The 16,740-nt window shown below is 66.6% G+C and carries 12 protein-coding genes; 9 read left to right on the top strand and 3 right to left on the bottom strand.

Features of this window, described 5'->3' with window-relative positions; translation table 11 throughout:
* The first annotated feature begins 76 nt into the window (after positions 1-76).
* The 4 genes from AC1RNQ_RS09190 to AC1RNQ_RS09175 are packed head-to-tail and all read left to right on the top strand — an operon-like array spanning position 77 to position 4,941.
* On the top strand, positions 77-1,681 hold the full coding sequence (locus tag AC1RNQ_RS09190; RefSeq protein ID WP_493170686.1) for a hydantoinase/oxoprolinase N-terminal domain-containing protein: 1,605 nt from the start codon (positions 77-79) through the stop codon (positions 1,679-1,681).
* The gene (locus AC1RNQ_RS09185) at positions 1,671-2,777 is read left to right on the top strand and encodes an S-methyl thiohydantoin desulfurase family protein (protein ID WP_493170685.1); all 1,107 of its coding nucleotides are present in this window, start codon (positions 1,671-1,673) and stop codon (positions 2,775-2,777) included. Before AC1RNQ_RS09190 ends, AC1RNQ_RS09185 begins: the two co-directional genes overlap by 11 nt.
* Positions 2,774-4,051, top strand: a complete 1,278-nt coding sequence (locus AC1RNQ_RS09180) for a purine-cytosine permease family protein (RefSeq protein WP_493170683.1) — start codon at positions 2,774-2,776, stop codon at positions 4,049-4,051. Before AC1RNQ_RS09185 ends, AC1RNQ_RS09180 begins: the two co-directional genes overlap by 4 nt.
* Before the next feature lie 11 nt (positions 4,052-4,062).
* Positions 4,063-4,941, top strand: coding sequence for an alpha/beta hydrolase (locus AC1RNQ_RS09175; RefSeq protein WP_493170682.1), 879 nt, complete (start codon positions 4,063-4,065; stop codon positions 4,939-4,941).
* A 16-nt stretch (positions 4,942-4,957) separates the two neighbouring features.
* Here the strand turns inward: AC1RNQ_RS09175 and AC1RNQ_RS09170 are convergent, their stop codons facing one another.
* Positions 4,958-6,697, bottom strand: coding sequence for an amidohydrolase (locus AC1RNQ_RS09170; protein WP_493170681.1), 1,740 nt, complete (start codon positions 6,695-6,697; stop codon positions 4,958-4,960).
* 270 nt (positions 6,698-6,967) lie between these two features.
* Between AC1RNQ_RS09170 and pdxR the strand changes: the two genes are divergently transcribed.
* The 4 genes from pdxR to AC1RNQ_RS09150 all read left to right on the top strand — a co-directional run bounded on the left by pdxR (position 6,968) and on the right by AC1RNQ_RS09150 (position 11,015).
* Positions 6,968-8,419, top strand: coding sequence for a MocR-like pyridoxine biosynthesis transcription factor PdxR (gene pdxR, locus AC1RNQ_RS09165; RefSeq protein ID WP_493170680.1), 1,452 nt, complete (start codon positions 6,968-6,970; stop codon positions 8,417-8,419).
* Between the two features lie 25 nt (positions 8,420-8,444).
* Complete coding sequence (locus AC1RNQ_RS09160) at positions 8,445-9,548, top strand: PepSY-associated TM helix domain-containing protein (protein ID WP_493170679.1); 1,104 nt, start codon at positions 8,445-8,447, stop codon at positions 9,546-9,548.
* Between the two features lie 146 nt (positions 9,549-9,694).
* On the top strand, positions 9,695-10,324 hold the full coding sequence (locus AC1RNQ_RS09155; RefSeq protein WP_493170678.1) for a hypothetical protein: 630 nt from the start codon (positions 9,695-9,697) through the stop codon (positions 10,322-10,324).
* 19 nt (positions 10,325-10,343) lie between these two features.
* Positions 10,344-11,015 carry a Fe2+-dependent dioxygenase gene (locus AC1RNQ_RS09150; RefSeq protein WP_493170676.1) on the top strand — a complete coding sequence of 224 codons (672 nt, stop codon included), beginning with the start codon at positions 10,344-10,346 and terminating at the stop codon, positions 11,013-11,015.
* Positions 11,016-11,018: 3 nt separating this feature from the next.
* On the opposite strand, the gene AC1RNQ_RS09145 is transcribed toward AC1RNQ_RS09150, so the two are convergent.
* Positions 11,019-12,956, bottom strand: a complete 1,938-nt coding sequence (locus AC1RNQ_RS09145) for an NAD(P)-binding protein (RefSeq protein ID WP_493170674.1) — start codon at positions 12,954-12,956, stop codon at positions 11,019-11,021.
* A gap of 96 nt (positions 12,957-13,052) precedes the next feature.
* Positions 13,053-15,083 (bottom strand): TonB-dependent siderophore receptor, encoded by a 2,031-nt coding sequence (locus tag AC1RNQ_RS09140; RefSeq protein WP_493170672.1) that lies wholly within the window; start codon positions 15,081-15,083, stop codon positions 13,053-13,055.
* A 372-nt stretch (positions 15,084-15,455) separates the two neighbouring features.
* Here AC1RNQ_RS09140 and AC1RNQ_RS09135 point away from each other — a divergent pair, with 372 nt between their 5' ends.
* A complete protein-coding gene (locus AC1RNQ_RS09135) occupies positions 15,456-16,646 on the top strand; it encodes a CaiB/BaiF CoA transferase family protein (protein ID WP_493170671.1) in 1,191 nt (396 codons plus the stop codon).
* The last annotated feature ends 94 nt before the right edge of the window (positions 16,647-16,740 follow it).

Below are 16,740 nucleotides of genomic sequence, written 5' to 3'. Positions count from 1 at the left end.
CACCCGTTTTACGCGTTGCGCCGCCCCATGCCTGCCAGTGTAATCCGCCTGCAAGAGCTGCAGGGAGAAAGTACAGGTGCGCATTGGTGTCGACGTCGGGGGAACGAACACCGATGCTGTCCTGATCGATGGGCGCCGCGTCGTCGCATCGACCAAGCAACCGACGAGCGCCGACGTCAGCACCGGCGTCGCCGCCGCGATCTCCACGATATTGGCCGACGCCGGCATCGCCGCGGCCGCGGTGAGCGCCGTGATGATCGGCACCACCCATTTCACCAACGCGCTCGTTGAACGCAGCCGCCTGGACCCCGTCGGCATCATCCGGCTGGCAAGCCCGTCGGGCGAGGCGCTGCCGCCGCTGACCGGCTGGCCCGCAGCACTCGCGCGCCAGATCGAAGGCGCGACCTTCCTGCTTTCCGGCGGTTACGAAGTCGATGGCCGCGAAATATCGCCGCTCGACGAAGCCGGGGTCCGCGCCGCCGCGCTCGACTGCCGCGGGCGCGGCATCAACAGCATCGCGGTCAGCTGCGCCTTCGCGCCGATCAACGCCGCGATGGAAGACCGGGCGGCGGCGATCATCGCCGAGGCGCATCCGGGCGCGAGCATCAGCCTGTCGCACAGCGTCGGGCGCCTTGGCCTGATCGAGCGCGAGAATGGCACGATCCTCAATGCCGCGCTCGCGGGTCTCGCGCGGCATGTCGTCGCCTCGCTCGAACGCGCGCTCGCCGCAATCGGGCTCGCGGCGCCGCTCTATATCTCGCAGAACGACGGCACGCTGATCTCGGCGGCCGAAGCGGCGCGCTATCCGGTGATGACGATCGGGTCGGGCCCGACCAACAGCATGCGCGGCGCCGCCTTCCTGACCGGGGTCGACAATGGCATCGTGATGGATGTCGGCGGGACGACCTGCGACATCGGGGTGCTCGCCAACGGATTTCCCCGCGAATCCTCGATCGCGGTCGATATCGGCGGCGTGCGCACCAATTTCCGCATGCCCGACATCCTCGCGATCGGGCTCGGCGGCGGGACACGGGTGCATCTCGCCGGCGGGACAGACGACGATGAGCTGACCATCGGGCCCGACTCGGTCGGCTTCCGGATCACCACCGACAGCTTCCTGTTCGGGGGCTCGACCCTGACCACCAGCGACGTCGCCGTGGCGGCGGGCAAGGCCGGATTTGGCGATGCGAGCATGGTGCCCGCGTTGAGCCCGGTGCTGCGCGACCGGATATTCGCGCAAATCCAGGCGATACTCGCCGACGGGATCGACCGGATGAAGACCGCGCCCGGCGACGCGGTGATCGTCGCGGTCGGCGGCGGGCATTTCCTGATCGACGACGATCTGAAAGGCGCAGCAAAAGTGGTGCGGCCCGCGCATGCCGAAGTCGCCAACGCGGTCGGCGCCGCGATCGCGCAGATCGGGGCGCAGGCCGAGCAGATCGTCGACTATGATATCGAGCCGCGCCAGGTGGTGCTCGAACGCATGCGCGAAGATCTGCTCGCGCGGGTGATCGCCGCAGGCGCGACGAGGGAGAGCGCCGAGATCGTCGACATGGACGAGATATTCCTGTCCTATCTGCCCGGTCGATCGGCGCAGCTGCGCATGAAGGCGGTCGGCGACCTGGCGGAGGTGGCCATGCCCGTCGGCACCACGATCACGGAGACCCGCCATGCGCATTGAAACGGCCCTTGAGCTCGAAGATCTCGCGCGCGGCGCGGCGTTCCTGGGGTCGGGCGGCGGCGGCGACCCATATTACGGCCTGCTCCTCGCCGAGGCGGCGCTGGCGCGCTGCAGCGGTTTCGAACTCGTCTCGCTCGCCGACGTCGCCGACGATGCGCTGCTCGCGCCGTGCGGCTGGATCGGCGCGCCGACCGTATCGGTCGAAAAGCTGCCGAACGGCGGCGAAGCGGTCGGGGGGCTGCGCCGGCTCGAGGAGATCATGGGGCGGCCGATCGATGCGGTGCTGCCGATCGAAATCGGCGGCGGCAACGGGCTGGCGCCGCTGATCGCCGCGGCGGAGCTGGGCATCCCCGTCGTCGACTGCGACGGAATGGGCCGCGCCTTCCCCGAATCGCAGATGGCGATCTTCAACATTCGCGGCCTGTCCGCCTGTCCTTCGGTGCTGACCGCCGCCGACGGCTCGCTGAGCGTCATCGAGACCGAGGACAATCTGACCCACGAACGCATCGCGCGCGCGCTCGCGGTCTCGCTGGGCGGCATCGCGCATATGGTCGAATATCCGCTGAGCGGCGCCGAGGCGAAGGCGCATGCGGTGCCCGGCAGCGTGAGCGCCGCGATCGCCGTCGGCCGCGCGATCCGCGAGGCGCGCGCCGCCGGGCGCGATCCCTTCGACGCGCTGGGGGCGGCGCTGGAGGCGACGGGTCTCTATCCGCACTGCCTGACGCTGTTCGACGGCAAGATCGTCGATCTCGAACGCGAAACGCGCGGCGGCTTCTCGGTCGGCCGGGTGATCATCGACGGCTTTGGCGACGGCGGGCGCATGGAGATCGAGTTCCAGAACGAAAATCTGGTCGCGCGCCGCGGCGACAGGGTGCTGGCGATGGTCCCCGACATCGTCACCATCATGGATCGCGACACTGCCGACACGATCACGACGGAAAAGCTGAAATATGGCCAGCGCGTCAAAGTGATCGCCGCAGCCGCGCCGGACATCCTGCGCGAGCCACGCGCACTTTCCTTTGTCGGACCGCGCGCATTCGGTATGGCGTTCGACTTCGCGCCGGTAGAGGCCTTGAACGCGACGGAGACCGCATGAGCGCATCGCACGGTGGAAATTATGCAAGCGGGCCGCTGCCCGAAGAGCTGACCATCCCCGGCTGGCGCGTCGCGCTGATCATCGCGAGCTTCACCTTTTCGCTCCCCGGATTTCTGAACAACGCGCAAGCGGGCCTTGCGCTCGGTCTCGGCCAGGCGGCGCTGGCGGCGTTCCTTGCCGGACTGATCCTCTGCGCGGGCGCGTGCCTGACCGCGATCGTCAGCGTGCGGACGCGTCTCACCACCTATATGCTCGTCCAGCGCTCGTTCGGGATATGGGGCGCCGCGCTGGTCAATATCGTGATCGCAATCGTCCATTTCTGCTGGTTCGGGGTCAATGTCTCCTTCTTCGGCGACGCGATGGTCGCGGCGGCGCGTGGCGGATATGGCATCCCGGGCAATTTCCAGATATTCGTGATCGCGGGCAGCATCCTGATCACGCTGTCGACGATCTGGGGCTTTCGCACGCTCGACCGTCTCGCGATGGTCGCGGTTCCGTTCGTCGGGGTGATCCTGATCGCGGTGTGCGTCAGCGCGCTCGGCGCCGCGCCCGATCTCGACCTCGGGCCCGCCGCCGCGCCGCCGGTCCCGATGAGCTTCGGCATCGCGCTCTCGTCGCTCGTCGGGGGCAATCTGCTCACCGTCGCGGCGATGCCCGATCTGTCGCGCTTCATCCGCACCGAACGCGGCGCGGTGGCCGGCATGCTGCTCTCCTTTCCGATATGCGCGCCGGTCATCATGCTGGTGTCGGCGCTGATCGCGCTCGCGACCGGGCAGACTGACATCATGGCGCTCGTCGTCGGCATGGGATTCGGCCTCCCCGCACTCGCGATGCTGGTGCTGTCGGTGTGGACGATCAACGCGCTCAACCTCTATTCGGCCGGGCTGTCTATGGCAGCGACCTTTCCGCGGCTGAAGCAGTGGGTCATCGTCGTCACCGGCGGGGCGATCGGCTGCCTGTTCGCGCTGCTCGGCATCATCGACAGCTTCATTCCGTTCCTGATCGCGCTCGGCCTGATCATCCCGCCGATCGCCGCCATCTATGTGATCGACGTCTTCCTGACCTTTCGCGGTCGCGCCGATGCGCCGGCGGCGCCGGTCCGCTGGGAGGCGATCGGCGTCTGGCTGGGCAGCCTGGCGATCACCCTGCCCGCGACACGGTTCGGCTGGACGCTGACCACGGTCCCGGCGCTCGATGCGACGATCCTCGCGGCGGCCGCCTATCTAGCCGTGCTGCGGCTGCGCCGGCCGGCGGCGGAGGCTGTGCCATCCTGAAAGGGCAAGAGATGCGATCGATCGCGGTGCAACTGGCGGCGAGTGCCGCGCTGGCGCTTCTCGCCCCGGCGAGTGGCGCAGCCGCCCCGGCACCCGCGGCGCCCTACGTCCTGCCCGACACCGAGACATGGGACATGACGTCGGCGGCGGGCGAGGCCTACCGGATCTTCGTCTCGCGGCCCCCCGGGCCGGCGCCCGAAGGGGGATATCCGATCCTCTATGTGCTCGACGGCAATGCGATGTTCGCGGGTTTTGCCGAGGCGCGGCGCATCCAGGGATTCGGCGGCGGCGGGCTCGACAAGATGATCGTCGTCGGGATCGGCCATCCCGGCGAGCAGATTTACGACCCGCGGCGGATGGCCGATTTCACTGCGCCGATCGAAACCCCGGCGCTGAAACAGCTTTATGCCAAATATCCGTCGGGGCGCCGCGATCGCTTCCGGGCGTTCCTGCTCGACGAGCTCAGACCTGCGATGGCGAAGCGCTATGCGGTGCATCCCGAGCGACAGGCGCTCTATGGCCATTCGCTCGGCGGGCTGTTCGCGCTGCATATCTTCTATGCCCATCCGGGCGCGTTTCGCACGGTGATCGCCGCGAGCCCGTCGATCTGGTGGGACGATCAGGCGATCCTGGCCGAAGAGGCGGCCTGGCGCGCACGGACCGAAAAGGACGGTAGGCTGGCGCGCGGGACGCGGCTGCTGCTCATCGCCGGGGCGCTGGAGAGCGAAGGGTCGATCGCCGACGACACGTCCGCACTCGCCGGACGGCTGGCGCCGCTGTCGGGCGCCGGGCTGCGCAGCGAGCTGCTGCTGCTCGACGGCGAGGATCATGTATCGGTCCCGCACCGGTCGGTCACCGCGGCGCTGCGCGCCGCGATGCGCTGGCCCTGAACGGCGGAGCCCCGGCCTATCGGGCTTCGACCGCCGTCCAGTTGCCGTACACCGGCCGTCCCTTGAAGATCGTGACCAGCACCTTCGTCTTCGAAATCTCATAGACCGGCAGCTTGAAGATGTCCTTGTCGAGGATGACGAGGTCGGCGCTCTTGCCCTTGGCGATCGAGCCGGTGATGCCGTCGAAGCCGTTGACATAGGCGACGTTGATCGTGTGGCTGGCGATCGCTTCCTGCAGGCTCACACCCTCGGCGGGAAGCAGCGGCTTCGCGTCCGGATCGCCCGCGGTGCGCCGCGTCATCGCGACCTCGATGCCTTCGAGCGGATTGGCGCCGCCGACGGGCCAGTCGGCGCCATAGGCGAGCTTGCCGCCGGCGCGGACGATACTGCCCGCGGGATAGATATATTCCGCCCGCTTCGGCCCGATCGCGGCGACGGTCAGGTCCATATAATCGTACCACGACGCCCAGGTCGGCTGGAACTGGGCAAAGGTCGCCAGCTTGCCGAAGCGCGGCTGGTCGGCGGGGTCGACGACGTTCAGATGGGTGATCATATGGTGCGTCTTCCTGGCACCGTTCGCCTTGCGCGCCGCCTCGATCGCATCGAGCGAAATATGGACCCCGCCGTCGCCGATCGCGTGGAGGAAGGCATGCATGCCGCGGCCATCGACCGCGGTCACCGCCTGCTTGAGCAGGTCGGGCGCGATCTGCGGCGTGCCGCGCTCGTCGCCGCTATTCTCATAGGGGGCGAGCATGAAGGCGGTCTTTTGCGGGATCACGCCATCGACGTAGAATTTGACCGTGTGCGCCGGGATGCCGAGGGCATCGGCGCGCCCGGCCGCGCGGAGCAGGCCGGGCAGCTGGTCCATGCCGCGCTCGTTCTTCCATTTGAGCGAGACGGCGACGTGGCTGGTCAGCTTCCCGGCGTCGAGCACCGCCTTATAGGCATCGACCATCGCGCTGCCGCCATCATCGTCATAATCGACGCCGGCATCGTTCCAGCTGACGATCCCCAGGCTGTTGAAGTGATCGGCGACATAGAGGATCGAATTCTGCACTTCGGCGGACGACGGCGGCGGGATCATATGCTTGACCAGATCCATCGCCGCTTCCTGCAGGCTGCCAACGGGTTCGCCGGTCGCGGCGTCGCGGTCGATGGTGCCGTTCGGCGGATCCCTGGTATCGCGCGTGATCTTGCCGACCTCGAGCGCTTTCGAGTTCAGCCAATAGGTGTGGCCACCGGCCGATTCGAAGATCAGCGGGCGCGTCGTCGAAACCTGATCGAGCAGTTCCTTGCGCGGGATACCGCTCGGCGGAAAAAGCGCGTCGCTCCAGCCGATGCCATAAACCGCGCCGTCGCCGGGCACGGCTGCAACGCATTTGGCGATCAGTGCCTGATAATCGGCGATCGTCTTGCCGTTCTGAAGCGGGCAGCGCGAGCGGCTGAGCGCACCGAACAGCGGATGGACATGCGCGTCGCCGAACGCCGGGAGGACGAGCCGTCCGCCGACATCGACGATCCGCGTCGATGCGCCGCGGAGCTTGCCGACATCGGCCTGGCTTCCCACCGCGACGATCTGGCCGTCCTTGATTGCGACCGCTTCGGCCCAGGGCTTCCTATCCTCGACCGTATAGACACGCGCGTTGGTGAGGATCGTATCGGCGCCGGCGGATTCGGCTGCCAGCGCTTGCCCGCTTGCGGTAATCAACAACGCCGCGACCAGTGCGGCCATCCCGTTTTGCATCTCGATTTTCATTCCGCACCCCTCGTGCCAGCGGTTCGATTCCCGAATGCGCTACGTCGCTATTCGGCACGCCGCATTGAACAGCAAGGCCGTCGTCGGGCGAACCGCTTTTGAGGGTAACTACGGGCAAAGGCGGGTAAGCTTTTCGCTTGGCGAACCGAACACCCGCTCGCCGCCCTGCCCGCTCTCCCCATTTTTGCATCCGCCTTACCCGTCGCGCCGCTTCCTTCGCGAACCGAGCCACCGATAGTGACCCCATCGGCGACAAGGGACGAGGGAGCGATGCTGCAAAACTGGCCCATCAGCCTTGGCGACTGCGTCGACCGGTCGAGCCGCGAGACGATCCATTTCCAGCTGGTCAACGCGATCGTCCACGATATCGAGAGCGGCCGGCTGGCGTCGGGCCATTATCTGCCGAGCAGCCGCGACCTCGCCCGCATGCTCGGGGTCAACCGCAAGACCGTCGTGCTCGCTTATGAGGACCTGATCGCACAGGGCTGGCTGGTCAGCATGGGCACCCGCGGCACGATGGTTGCCGCTTCGCTTTCCGAATTTCCTGCCGCGATGAGCCCGCCAGCCGGGTCCAGGCCCGACAAGACCACCTATCGCTTCGCGGCGCCGCCCGAACGCCCTCTGGCGATCGGCGACGGCGACGGCATCGCACTCGACGAAGGCACGCCCGACGGCCGGCTGTTCCGGCACGACCTGCTAGTGCGGAGCTATCGCGCCGCCGCGCATCGCCTGGGCCGCGCCAACGGCTTCCGCTACCGCGATCCGCGCGGATCGGGCGCACTGCGCCGCGCGATCGCCGACATGCTGCGGTCGCGGCGCGGCATGGACATCAGCGAAGACAATGTCTGCATCACCCGCGGCAGCCAGAGCGGAATTCACCTCGCCTGCCAGCTGCTGCTGCGCCCCGGCGATACGGTTCTGGTCGAGGAGCTTACCTATGAGCCCGCCGTCGCAGCCTTGCGGGCGATGGGCGCCGAGGTGCTCGTCGTCGGGCTCGATCAGGACGGCATCGATGTCGAGCATGTCGCGGCGGCGTGCCGGCTACGCTCGGTCCGCGCGGTGTTCGTCACCCCGCATCACCAGTTTCCGACGACGGTCGTCATGCGCCCCGAGCGGCGCATGCGGCTGGTCGAACTGGCGCGTCTCCATGGTTTTGCGATCATCGAGGATGATTATGACCATGAGTTTCATTTCGAATCGCAGCCGCACCTGCCGATCGCTTCCTATGCGCCGGGGCAGGTCATCTATGTCGGATCGATGTCGAAGCTGTTGCTGCCGACGTTGCGGCTGGGTTTCGCGGTCGCGCCGCCCGCGGTGATCGACGCGATCGCGCACCATGTGTCGCTGACCGACGGGATGGGCAATGCGCTGGAAGAAGAGGCGGTCGCCGACCTGATCGCCAATGGCGAACTTCGCCGCCACCTGCGCAAGGCCCGGCAGGTCTATGCGGCGCGGCGCACCAGCTTTGCACATAACCTCGACGCGATATTCGGCGATCTGGTCGACTATCGCCGGCCCGAGGGCGGGCTCGCCTTCTGGCTGCGGTTCCGCACCGACATCGACGCGCTGGAGGAACGCGCCGCCGCCGCCGGGCTGCGCTTTGCGCGGTCGCAATCTTATCGGCAGCGCGACACCGCGCCGAAAGGCCTGCGCATCGGTTTCGCCAGCCTCGCCGAAGACGAGCAGGTCGCGGCGCTGCGCCTGCTTCGCGCCGCCATCTGAATTCCCCTCGCAGGACAATAATGAAATGACCGACGCACCGATCGCCCGTCCCAAAGCGCGAACCACGATCGTCAAACTCCATCGCTGGCTCGGGCTTGGCGCGGCGATCTTCTGGCTGGTCCAGGCGGCGACGGGTATTTTGCTCGCCTTCCATTTCGAGGCCGAAGACGCATTGCTGACCACCCGGCACAAGGCGACCGACCTTGCGGCGATCGAACAGCGCACGGACCGGCTGGCGGCGGCGGGCGGCGCGGCGAAGGTCGACTGGGTCTGGACGACGGCGGGGCTTCCCGACCGCTATGTCATTTCCTTCGCCGGCGCCGATGGCACCGCGCGCAAGGCCTATATCGACGGGGCCGGCGAAATATTGCGCGACCAGCCGGCAGACACCTACAGCTTCCTCGGTCTGATGCGCGAGATCCATCTCACGCTCATGGCCGGGACAACGGGCCACTGGATATCGGCGGTGACCGGACTTCTTCTCGTCACCAACCTGATCTTCGGGCTCGTCGCCGCCTGGCCGCGGCGCGGCGGCTGGCGGAGCGTGTTGAAGCCCGCCGGTCGCGGCGGATCGGCCACGGCGCTTTATTCATGGCATCGCGCGGTCGGGCTTTGGGCGATGGTTCCGGCGCTGGTGATCGCGGCGACGGGCACGATGATGCTGTTCGAGCATCAGATCCGCCATCTTGTCGGCGCCACCGAAATCAGCCTGCCCGCCAACCCCGCGACGGGCAAGCCGGTCGGCTTCGCCGCCGCGGCGCGGGCGTCGGTCGCGGCGATCCCGGGCAGCCGGTTCGTCGGCACCACGCTGCCGTCGGCAGAGGATGCCAGCTATCATGCGTGGGTGCGCGCGCCGGGCGAGCTTTATCGCGGCGGCTATGGCGGCAGCCTGGTCATCGTCGACGCCAATGACGGCAGCATCCGCGGCGCGTGGCCCGCGACCGACGCCGATGCAGCGCAGGCCTTCGTCGGCTCCCTCTATCCGCTGCACACCGGCGAGAGCCTCGGGCTGGCGGGGCGGATCATGACGCTCGCGATCGGGGTCTGGCTGACGGCCATCGTCATCCTCGGCGTGCTGCTCTGGTGGCGGAAACGCCCGCGCGCCCGGGCGCTGGCGGAACGCGAATAGGGCCGATCACCGCCTCTTACCCTTCGTATCTTCGCGCTTACCCGACGACCCTGCTGACCGCCCGCCCGCATTATGCTGTCTTCCAACCCGACGAGCCGGCGCGCACGCCGATTTTGGTCATTTCGAAAACAGGGAGGTTTTGGACAATGCAGACTTTCATCATGAAGCTTTGGACCGTTGCGGCGGGTGCCGCGGCCGCGACGACGATGGCGACGCCCGCCGCCGCGATGGCGGATCCCAACGCCCCGACCGCTCCCGCTCCGAGCGAGCTCGTCTATCCGACCGGCTTCGACAAGGCGCTGTCGCTGATGCTCGCCGGCGAAGGCGGCGAAAATGGCATCGGTTCGCACCGCGTCTGGCCGACCCTGTCCTTCCCTGCGCTGACCACCGAGCAGATCGGCAAGGCACTGGCCGGCAACACGCTCGCCATCCCCTATCATTATGCGCATCAATATAGCGCCGACGGCAAGGTCGGCGGTTACAACATCCGCTACGATGCCGTCGACGTGAAGAAATGTCCCAAGAAGGAAATCCCCGGCGACGGCCTCCTTCTCTATGAGGGCGTCTGCAGCGCGCAGGTCAACGAGCCGGTCACCGGCACCTGGAAGACCGAGGACAACAAGCTGTGCGTCGATATCGCCTGGGCCGGCAAGACGCAGATCACGGGCTGCTATACAATGTTCTTCGTGATGGATAGCGTGGCGATGGTGAAGCCCGACGGGACCGTTTCGGGCAAGGCGCATGCGCTCAAAAAGGGTGCCGCGCCCGATATGTAGCGACGACGAAGGACGATAATTGCTTATCTGCATCCCCGACATATTGAACGGCGACCAGCTCCAGACGCTGGTCGTCGCCATGGACCGGCAGAATTTCATCGATGGCCGCGAAACCGCGGGCTGGGCGGCCGCCGGGGTGAAGCAGAACAAACAGGTCGCCAGCAATTCCAGGGACTATGCCGCCATGCAGGCGACGGTCACGGAGGCGCTGGCGGCCAATCGTTTTTTTGCGACCGCCGCGATGCCGCGGGCCATGCGGCCGGTGCTGTTCAGCCGTTATACCGCGGGCATGAGTTACGGCCCGCATGTCGACAACGCGCTGATGGGCGACGCGCCGCAGACGCGGATCGACCTGGCCTTCACCCTGTTCCTGTCCGACCCCGACCGCTATGAAGGCGGCGAGCTCGAGATCGACGAGCCCGCGGGCACGCGATCGTTCAAGCTGCCTGCCGGGGCCGCCATCCTTTACCCGGCCAATTCGGTGCATCAGGTGACCGAGGTCATCTCCGGCCAGCGCGACGTCGCGATCGGCTGGATCCAGAGCCTGGTGCGCGAGGCCGACAAGCGCCGCGTGCTGTTCGAACTCGAGAATCTGCGGGCGACGATGTTCGCCGAGGGCGGCAAATCCGCGGCCTTCGACACGCTGACGCGCAACACCAGCGACCTCTGGCGGATGTGGGCCGAGACCTGATCCTTACAGCATCGCCATGACTTGCCCCGCGGCGCGATAGGCCTCGTGCATCGCGTGCGCCATCGCCATCTCGCCCAGCAGTTCGGAATGCGCAAAGACGATGCGGCCGTGCGGCTGGCGGATGACGTCGGACGGCGGCGGTGCGCCGTCGCGGCCGAGGTAGAAGCCCGGCTGCGGCGCGACATAGGCGTGGCCCCAGCGGTTGAGGATGATCCCCGCAATATCGCGCTTCGCGTCGAAACCCGCGGCCGCGAACCCCGCCGTCAGCTGCTCGCGCAGCTGGCGTTCGAAATCGGTGTAGCTGGTCGCGAACAGCCGCGCACGCGCCGCGGGTCCCTGCTGCGGTCCGGGAAGTTCGGGGTGCAGGAAGGGAATATAGAAGGTCAGCACGGTGGGACTGTCCGGGGTGAAGGCCTGCGCGCCGCCCATATCGACATTGCGCCGGATCGACGTCTGCCAGCCGAGCGCGTCGAACCAGCGCGTGTTGGTGAAGCCGAGCTTGTCGAAAAAGCGCCAGTTGCGGAGCGCGACATTGGCGACCATCACCGGGCCGTGGTGGAACGCACCATAGGCCTTGCGATGACCGTCGGGCATGTCGGCGACGATATGGCGGTTCACCCAGCCGCCCGATGCCATCACTACCGCTTTCGCGCGGACGCGGCGGACCTTGCCGCCCTGAACATAGCTGACGATCGCATGGTCGGCCTTCGCCGCGTCGCCGGGATGCCGCACGTCGATCGCGGTCGAGCCCGAGCGGATGCGGATCCTGTTGCCCGGCCGGTCGAGCTTCGACGGATCGATCGTCCCGCCGGCCGGCGCCAGACCGCCTTCGCCTTCGGTCCGGATCGCGCCGGGGATCATCCGTTGCAGCATGATCCGCATGAAGGCGGTGTTGCCGCCGGGGAAGGAAACGAGGCCGATGTCGGACGACGAAATAACCTTGCCCTTGATCGTCGTGCCCGGCAGCCGCAGCCGGTGCGCCGCATAGCCCGAGATCGCATTGCCGCACATGCCGTAATTCCCGACCGCGATGCCGGGGTCGATATAATTGCGGACCTCGGTACCATAGCCGAGTTTGTCGAGCAGGTCGTAATAGGTGATCGAATCGAGCCACGCCTCGGGGTTGGAGACCCCCGACAGGACATCGCGGCGGTCGGCGACGAAATCCTCGAGCTCCTTCTTCGCCGACGCCGGCCAAGGCGTGTTCGCAAAACCGTCCCTGGTGGGGTCCTTGACCCAGCCCTTGCCCGGGAAATGATAGCCGGTGGCATAGGCCTTTTCCCAGGCCGGCGCCATCGGGCCGAAATGATAGTCGGTCAGTGCATATTTCTCGGCCCCGCCACCGAGCGGTTCGAGGTCATATTCGGTGGGCAGGCCGAACTCGCGATAATAGTCGGTGAAGATGTCGTAGGTGCCCTCGCCAAAGCTGCCGCGGACATAGCCGGGGCGCGGCACGATCGCGCCGTTCGACCCCTGCGGCGCGATCAGGCGGCGGCCGTCGACGTCAAACTCGTTCTGTTTCGCCTCGCCGCCGACCACCGGGTGGTTGTCGAGCAGCAGGCAGGTCGCGCCCTCGCCTGTGCGTTTCGAAAATTCATAGGCCGCGGTCATACCCGAAAAACCGCCGCCGACGATCACCAGGTCGAAATCCTCGTCGACCGGCTTCGACGCCGGGTCGGGATAAAGGCGGTCGCGGATGCCGTGCGCGGCGTCGACCACCGCCTGGGTGTTGCCGTTCGACCAGGCATAGTCGCCGACCCCGCCGAAACCGGTCCAGGACGAGCCTGACGGCACCCAGGGACCGTCCGCCGCCCCGCCCCGTCCGCCGCCGCAACCCGCGACCAGCGCCGCGCCGCTCGCCACCATCGCGCCGTTCACGAAATCGCGCCGCGTGATTGCGCTGCCCATGCCGAGCAACTCGTCCGCCCTTTGTCCGCTCATCGTCTTGCCTCTCTCGGCGTCACGTCCGCCCCAAGAAAAACGGCGGCCGGAGATGCCCCGGCCGCCGCCCCATGAAGACCTTTGCTATGGCCCGGGTCAGAACCGGTAGCTCAGCGTCCCCTGCACCGTGCGCGGTTCGCCGTTCGCGCACGACCCGAAAGCCGAACAGCTCGGATAATAGAGGTCGTCGAACAGGTTGATCGCGTTGAACTGCAGCGTCCAGGCCTTGTAATCGAAGGCCAGCATCGCATCGACCAGCGTGTAGCTGGGCGTTTCGACGACGAAAAGCCCGCCGAAGGGGTCCGACATCTGCTTCCCCTGATAGCGCACGCCGCCGCCGATCCGCATGGCCACATCATTGGTGAGTGCGACCGTCTTGGTGCCGAAGATGCTGGCGAGATATTTCGGCGTATCGTCGCGCTGACGACCCTCGCCCGACAGCCTGACCTTGCCATAGGAGAAGGCCGCGGTGAGCGAGAAATCGTCGGCGACATTATGGTTGGCCTGGAACTCGACGCCCTTCGACTTGACCGAGCCGGTCTGGATCGAATTCAGCGGATTGTTCGGGTCGGTCCGGAGCGCATTGTCCTCCTTCAGATCGTAGAGCGACACACGCAGCATCGTCGTGCGAAGCGGCTGCCACTTGATGCCGATTTCCTTCTGCTTGCCCGACAGCGGCTGATAGGTGCTGCCGAACTGGTTGAGGCCCGAGATCGGCAGGAAGGATTCCGAATAGCTGATATAGGGCGCCAACGTCGATGTGGCGTTGATGGTCAGGCCGGCGCGCTTGGTCGTCTTGTTGGTCTTTTCGAGCGGCGCGCCGACATCGCGCTTGGTATAGCGGTCGCGCCGGATGCCGAGGACCAGCGACGCCACCTCGCCGAAATCGACCTGGTCCTGCAGATAGAAGCCGGTCTGCTTCAGGATCTGGGTGTTGAAGAAGGTGAAGACCGGGCCGGGTGCGTTGCCATAGACCGGATTATAGACATCGATCGCCCCGGCATCCTGGACGAAAGCCTGCCCGGACACTTGCTTGAAATAGGAATAATCGACGCCAGCGAGCAGCTGGTGCGAAGCCGGACCGGTGTCGAACTTGAACGCCACGCCATTGTCGGTGTTGAACGTCCTATATTTGATGTTGATCGCGAACAGGTTGCGCGGGATCAGCGTGGTCCCGGGGAGGAACGGGTCCAGCGGACCGCCCGGGCTCAGATAGGTCGCCAGATAATATTCGGCCTGCTTGGTATTGGCCCAGGTGTAACGGGTCGAACTGCGGAAGCTGAACGCGTCCGAAAATTCGTGGGTCGCGAGCAGCGAGAGCGCGGTATATTCCTTGTCGCCCCGGTTGATCCCCGGCTCACCGAAGAAGCGCGAGTCGGGGATACGGTCGCCCGGAAGCGCCAAGAGCGACCCGACGAGCGGCACGACATTGTAGTTCGGCGGGTTATGGTCTTCCTGATAGATGCCGATCGCGGTGATGTCGGTGCGATCGCCGGGCCTCCAGGTCAGCGCGCCCTGCGCGACGACGCGGTCGTTGCGCGTGAAGTCCAGGCGCGAGTCGGAATCGCGCACCACGCCGACGAAGCGCGCGGCCAGCGTATCGCTGAGCGGACCGGTGACGTCGACGATCGCTTCCTTGCGGTTGTGCGTGCCATAGCTGACGCTGGCGCTGCCGCCGAAGTCGAACTGCGGACGCTTGGTCTGCATGTTGGTCAGGCCGCCGGAGCTTCCTGCACCGTAGAGCACCGATGCCGGACCGACCAGCACCTCGACCCGCTCCAGCGTCGCGATTTCGGGGCGCGGCATATAGACGAAGCCGTAGTTGCGCTTCAGGCCGTCGACATACAGCACCGATTCAAAGCCGCGGATGATGTTGAAATCGCCGCGCGAGTCGTCCGACGCGTTGTAGACGCCGGCCGTGTACTTCAGCGCTTCGCGAATATTCAACGCGCCGCGATCCTGCATCTCTTCGAGCGACACGACTTCGATCGCCTGCGGAATGCGCAGGATCGGGGTGTCGGTCTTGGTCGCCGTCGTCGCGGTCACCCCGGTGACCACGATATCCGAACCGTCCTCCGTCTCGGCCGACTGCGCATGGGCCGGCGATGCGACAGCCAGCGCCAGCATCGATACCCCGATCGAACAACGCACCGCCCCCGCAATATGTTGATAGACACTTGTCATGACGCCCCCTTCCTTTTTATCCGGTGGATACAGACCCGCAATCGCTCGTCCGCCCTTGGCCGTCCTGCGATAGTAGATCGGCTGCGCGCCAGTGGTTGTCCGGATTCGGGTAATGCCGCACTTTGATGGGTGGATTTAACGATCCGCGTCGAATTACCCACGGGTAAGTGCGACGAATCCCGCTCGACGACAGCCTCATGCCCGACCCCGGCGGTCCCGCCAAGGCCTCTGCGAGGGGCTTCGCTCTTTCGATTCGGTTTCTAGATATGGACATTATCATCTCCATATGGAAACGCGTCAGCGAAGGAGACGATCATGCTGCCGCTGCTGAAGGGAATAAGGATCATCGAGGTCGGAGCGGTCGTGCTGGGCCCCTATGCCGGCCAACTGCTCGCCGACCTCGGCGCAGAAGTCGTCAAGGTCGAAGCCCTCGACGGCGATATCGCACGTCACGCCCACCCCGCCGGACCGGGTGGCGGCGCGCTGTTCGTCAACAACAACCGTAACAAACGTATGTTGGCCGTCGACCTCAAGCGCCCCGAAGGGCGGGCGGCGCTCGCGAAGCTGATCGCGACGGCGGACGTTCTTTTCCACAATATGCGCGTCGATGCAGCCGAGCGGCTGGGCCTGGGCTTCGACGCGGTCGCCGCGATTAACCCGCAGATCATCCATTGCGCCGCCATCGGCTTCGGACAGCACGGGCCATATCGCGACCGCCCCGCCTTCGACGATATCATCCAGGCAGCGAGCGGAATCGCCGGGCTCGGCGCCGCGAACGACGGGACGCCGCGCTTCGTCCCGACCATCGTCGCGGACAAGGTCGCCGCGCTGCACGCGGTCTATGCCATTCTCGCGGCGCTCGTCGCGCGCGCGAACGGGCGCGACGGCGCGATCCAGATCGAGGTGCCGATGTTCGAGGCGCTGGCCGCCTTCCTGCTCAACGAGCATCTGGCCGGCGCGACCTTTTCCGATAACGGCGCGGTGGGTTATCCCCGCATCCTTTCGCCAAATCGCCGCCCTTTCCGGACCGCCGACGGCTGGATCGCGGTGCTCCCCTATACCGATCGCCAATGGCGCGCCTTCCTGGGCGAAGTCGGGCGCGAGGATGTGATGCGCGAGCCGTGGTTCGACGATCCGCGCGCGCGGCCGGCGCATATCGACGAGCTTTATGCGCTCGTCGCCGCATGCCTCCCGGCGCGCACGACGGCGGAGTGGTTGACTGCGCTTGCCGCGCGCGACATTCCCTGTTCGGAGGTTCCGGCGCTTTCCGACCTGCTAGCCGATCCCCATCTTGCCGAGGTCGGATTCTTCGACGTGCCGCAAGGCTATCCCGAAGGCATCGCGCGCGCGATCCCGCAGCCGGTTCTTTTCGACGGAATCGCACCCGCTGCCGATACGCCGCCCCGCGCGCTCGGCGCCGACAGCCGTACCCTGCTGCGCGAATGCGGCCTTTCGGACGCCGAGATCGCTGCGCTCGTCGATGCCGGGGTCGTGCTCGCGGGCTGATCGGTCGAGCTTTCGCCGCGCCGCGTATCGGAAGGCGGATGCTGCGGCCCGCGCGCCTTTATCTCGTCGAGCAAGAGCCGGATTCGGGGCCGAT

The sequence above is a fragment of the Sphingopyxis sp. GW821-FHT12F08 genome, assembly GCF_058806755.1.
The sequence above is the reverse complement of the archived record's forward strand: the minus strand, read 5'-3'. Positions and strand labels throughout refer to the sequence as shown.